This window comes from Pseudolysinimonas sp. (genome assembly GCF_044239695.1).
Lineage (GTDB): Bacteria > Actinomycetota > Actinomycetes > Actinomycetales > Microbacteriaceae > Pseudolysinimonas_A.
Map to the genome: position 1 here is coordinate 1 of NZ_JBIIAW010000164.1, position 4,294 is coordinate 4,294.

Genomic DNA, 4,294 nt, shown 5'->3' on the forward strand with positions numbered 1-4,294 from the left:
GCGTCCCGGGGCGCTGGCGAAGGCGATCGCGGCGACGGCGGGCTCGAGGTGCAGGCCGTCGAGCACGAGTTCCAGGCTCACTCGCTCGTCCTCGAAGGCGGCGACGACCGGTCCGGGGGAGCGGTGGTGGATGCCCGGCATCGCGTTGAACGCGTGGGTGAGCAGCGTCGCACCCGCGTCGAAGGCGGCTCGGGCGGTGTCGGCGTCCGCTTCGGTGTGGCCGATCGCGACGACGACGCCGGCGGCGACGAACCGGCGCACCGCGTCGAGCCCCCCGGGCAGCTCGGGTGCGAGGGTGACCTGGCGCAGGGTGCCGTCGGCGGCGGCGAGGAGCCGGTCGATCGTCGCGGCGTCGGGGGTGCGCAGCATCGCCTCCGCGTGCGCGCCGCGACGGCTCGGGGCCAGGAACGGACCCTCCAGATGGCTGCCGAGCAGCGTCGGATCGGTGGCCGCGAGCTGCGCGACCCGGGCGAGCTGCCGCTCGAGCACGTCGACGGGTTCGGCCACGAGACTGACCACCGACCGGGTCGTGCCGTGGGCGCGATGCGCCGCGAGGGCGGCGGGCAGATCGCCCGACCCGTAGTCCTCGCCGCCTCCGCCGTGGCCGTGCAGATCGACGAAGCCGGGGGCGAGCCAGAGCCCCGTCAGATCGACGGTCTCATCGGCGGCGGGGCGGTCGCGGCCCGACCCGACCGCCGCGATCGTGGCCCCGTCGAGCAGCAGCCAGGCGTCCGGGGTCTCGCCCCGGGCATCCACGGAGGTGGCCGAGTGGAGCAGCGTCGTCACCCCTCCAGGCTACCGGCCAGCCTCGCCGGCCTCCCGGTATCGTGGACGACGAGTGCGGCATCCCCCGTGCTCTCGCGGCCGGCGTCACGTGCCCACCGAAGTCCGAAGGCCTCCGCCTCATGTCTGCCACTTCCGGCGAACGGTTTCCCCTGTTCCGCCTGCTCGTCCTCGCCGGGGCGATCTTCGTCTCCGTCTCGAGCGAGTTCCTGCCCACCGGCCTGCTGCCCGATATCGCCGCCGACCTCGACGTCTCCGAGTCCCGGGTCGGCCTGCTCGTCACGCTGTTCGCCCTCACGGTCGTGGTCAGCACGGCGCCGCTGACCCTGCTCACCCGTCGCCTCTCCCGCAAGTGGGTCATCGTCGCGATGCTCGGCGTGTTCGCACTGTCCAACGTGCTCGCCGCGTTCGCGCCGACCTACGAGGTGCTGGCGGTGGCCCGGGTCATCGGTGGCCTCGCGCACGGTCTCTTCTGGGCGGTCACGACCCCGTACACGGCGCTGCTCGTGCCGGGGCGGCAGCTCGCCCGCGCCGTGGCGGTGACGACGGCGGGCGGATCGTTCGCCTTCATCCTCGGGGTCCCGTTGACGGCCGCGATCGGCCACGCGCTCGACTGGCGCGCGGCCTTCGGGGTGATGGCGGGTCTCGTCGTGGTCTTCACCGTGCTCGCCGCCGTGCTGCTGCCCGCGAAGGAGCACCGTCGGCCCCAGCCCGAAGCCGGGGCGGAACCGGTCCGTGACAAGTCCTGGGCGGCCCTCGGCATCGTGGCGGTCACCGTGCTGCTCGTCGCCATCGGGCACAACACCTTCTACACCTACATCGCGCCCTGGGCGATCGCCGTCGGCGGCATCCCGGACGACCTCGTGAGCCTGGCGCTGCTCATCTTCGGCGTCGCGGGGGCCCTCGGACTGCTCGTCTCCGCGGTCTACGGCGACCGGTTCCCGCGCTTGACGGTCAACGTCATGACCACGGCCGTCATTGCGACGATCGTCCTCACCGCGGTCGCCGGTCGCGGCGTCGTCGTCGCTATCCTGCTGCTCGCGCTCTGGAGCATGGCGTTCGGCGGGCTCCCGTCGCTCTTCCACACCCGCTCGCTGCACGCGACGTCGGGGCGCATCCGTGACCTCGCGGGCGCGGCGATCACGACGGCGTTCAACGCCGCGATCGGCGGCGGTGCTCTCATCGGCGGCATCGTCTTCGACGAGCTCGGGGTCGCGGCCGTTCCGTGGGTCGCCGCCCTCATCGTCGCCGTCGGCTTCGCCTGGGTGCTGCTGACCGACCCGCTCCGCATCCGCTCCCATCCCGCGGAAGCGCACAAGGGCTAGCGACGGCGCGGTACTTTCGAGTCATGCATCCCTGGCTCGTCGCGATCGACCTGCAACAGGTGTTCGGGGCCTCGCGCAGCCCCTGGGCGTCGCCGACCTTCGAGACGGCGGCCGCCGGGGTGGCCCGGCTGGCGCCCGCGTTCGGCGACCGCACGCTGTTCACCCGCTACGTCGCCCCGGCGAACCCGCAGGGCGCCTGGCGGCCCTACTTCGCGGTCTGGCCGTTCGCCCTCGTGCCGCACGACGATCCGCTCTACGACCTCGACGAGCGGTTCCGCGACGCCCCGCGCGTCGAAACCCGCGAGACGTTCGGCAAGTGGGATGCGGGGCTCCACGCCGCGGTCGGCGGCACGAACGAGATCGTGCTGGCCGGGGTCTCGACCGATTGCTGCGTGCTGTCCACCGCCCTCGCGGCGGCCGACGCCGGCATCCACGTGCGCGTCGTCGTCGACGCGTGCGCCGCACCGACCGCGACCGACCACGAACGCGCGATCCTGACGATGGGGATGTACGCGCCGCTCATCGAACTCACGACCGTCGACGCGGTGCTGCGCGAGCTAGACTGACGCCGTCGCAACTGGCGTTCGGATGGGCCACCATCGGGGAGCGACGCAGCTTCTGAGACGCGGCCGTACGCCTGGGCCGCCGTGAATCCGCTGCGTCGTGAGGAGCCAGGATGTCGTCCCTTTTCAATGCCCCGCTGAGCGAAGTCGACCCGGAGGTCGCCGCCGCGCTGGAGGCCGAGCTGAACCGCCAGCGCTCGACTCTGGAGATGATCGCGAGCGAGAACTTCGTGCCGCGGGCCGTGCTCGAGGCCCAGGGCTCGGTGCTGACCAACAAGTACGCGGAGGGTTACCCGGGCAAGCGCTACTACGGTGGCTGCGAGTTCGTCGACGTCGTCGAAACCCTCGCGATCGAGCGCGCGAAGAAACTGTTCGGCGCCGAATTCGCGAACGTGCAGCCTCACTCGGGTGCGTCGGCCAACGTCGCCGTGCTGTCGGCGATCGCCGAGCCGGGCGACCGCATCCTCGGCCTCGAACTGGCCCAGGGCGGCCACCTGACGCACGGCATGAAGCTCAACTTCTCCGGCAAGCTCTATGACGCCCACGCTTATGGGCTCGATCCGGCGACGATGACGATCGACATGGCGACGGTGCGCGAACGCGCCCTCGACGTGAAGCCGAAGGTGATCATCGCCGGTTGGTCGGCCTACCCGCGTCAGCTCGACTTCGCCGCGTTCCGGGCCATCGCCGACGAGGTCGGTGCGAAGCTCTGGGTCGACATGGCGCACTTCGCCGGACTCGTCGCGGCCGGCCTGCACCCGAGCCCGGTTCCGCACGCGCACATCGTGTCGTCGACCGTGCACAAGACGATCGGCGGCCCGCGCTCGGGTTTCATCCTCACCAACGACCCCGACATCGCGAAGAAGATGAACTCCAACGTCTTCCCCGGCCAGCAGGGCGGCCCGCTCATGCACGTCATCGCCGCGAAGGCGACGGCGTTCAAACTGGCGATGGAACCGGAGTTCGTCGAACGGCAGAAGGCGACGCTGAGCGGCGCGCGGATCCTCGCCGAGCGACTCACCCAGCCGGATGTCGCGGCCGAGGGCATCGCGGTGCTCTCCGGCGGCACCGACGTGCACCTCGTGCTCGTCGACCTGCGCGACTCGGCGATCACCGGGCAGGACGCCGAGAACCTGCTGCACGAGGTCGGGATCACGGTCAACAAGAACTCGGTGCCGAACGACCCCCGGCCCCCGATGGTGACGTCGGGCGTGCGCATCGGCACCCCGGCCCTGGCCACCCGGGGTTTTCATGATGCGGAATTCACCGAGGTCGCCGAGATCATCGCGGCTACCCTGAAGGCCGACCCTGACCTGCCGGCTCTGCGCGCGCGTGTCGAAGCCCTCGCCTCGGCCTTCCCGCTCTACCCCGGCCTGACGAGCCCCGGGAGCTGGCAATGACCGCCATCACACTCGACGGCGTCGCGACCGCGACGACCATCAAGAACGAACTGCGCGTGCGCATCGAGGCCCTCGCGGCGAAGGGGATCGTGCCCGGACTCGGCACCCTCCTCGTCGGCGAGGACCCCGGCTCGATCTCCTACGTGTCGAGCAAGCACCGCGACTGTGCCGAGGTCGGCATCACCTCGATCCCGGTCGAGCTGCCCGCGACCGCGTCGGAGGC

Annotated in this window: 5 protein-coding genes and 1 riboswitch; of the genes, 4 read left to right on the forward strand and 1 reads right to left on the reverse strand. The window is 71.4% G+C overall.

Annotated features, from left to right (window positions below; all coding sequences use genetic code 11):
• Positions 1 to 786 (reverse strand): N-acetylglucosamine-6-phosphate deacetylase (locus tag ACILQS_RS15715; protein ID WP_395641066.1); only part of this gene is annotated, 786 nt, incomplete at its 3' end.
• Between the two features lie 119 nt (positions 787 to 905).
• On the opposite strand from ACILQS_RS15715, the gene ACILQS_RS15720 reads away from it, so the two are divergent.
• The 4 genes from ACILQS_RS15720 to ACILQS_RS15735 form a co-directional block, all read left to right on the forward strand.
• Positions 906 to 2,108 (forward strand): MFS transporter, encoded by a 1,203-nt coding sequence (locus tag ACILQS_RS15720; protein WP_395641067.1) that lies wholly within the window; start codon positions 906 to 908, stop codon positions 2,106 to 2,108.
• A gap of 23 nt (positions 2,109 to 2,131) precedes the next feature.
• Positions 2,132 to 2,674 carry a cysteine hydrolase family protein gene (locus tag ACILQS_RS15725; protein WP_395641068.1) on the forward strand — a complete coding sequence of 181 codons (543 nt, stop codon included), beginning with the start codon at positions 2,132 to 2,134 and terminating at the stop codon, positions 2,672 to 2,674.
• A riboswitch (ZMP/ZTP riboswitch) is annotated at positions 2,672 to 2,758 on the forward strand. Its footprint overlaps the gene before it by 3 nt.
• Positions 2,759 to 2,784: 26 nt before the next feature.
• Positions 2,785 to 4,071: a serine hydroxymethyltransferase gene (gene glyA / locus ACILQS_RS15730; RefSeq protein WP_395641069.1), complete on the forward strand. Its 1,287-nt coding sequence runs from the start codon at positions 2,785 to 2,787 to the stop codon at positions 4,069 to 4,071.
• Positions 4,068 to 4,294: tetrahydrofolate dehydrogenase/cyclohydrolase catalytic domain-containing protein (locus tag ACILQS_RS15735; protein WP_395641070.1), on the forward strand; the 227-nt coding region annotated here is incomplete at its 3' end. The genes glyA and ACILQS_RS15735, both read left to right, overlap by 4 nt.

Excerpts from the sequence above, each read along its gene's own strand:
- ACILQS_RS15720 (WP_395641067.1), top strand. The coding sequence starts at position 906 with ATGTCTGCCACTTCCGGCGAACGGTTTCCCCTGTTCCGCCTGCTCGTC.
- ACILQS_RS15725 (WP_395641068.1), top strand. The coding sequence starts at position 2,132 with ATGCATCCCTGGCTCGTCGCGATCGACCTGCAACAGGTGTTCGGGGCC.
- glyA (WP_395641069.1), top strand. The coding sequence starts at position 2,785 with ATGTCGTCCCTTTTCAATGCCCCGCTGAGCGAAGTCGACCCGGAGGTC.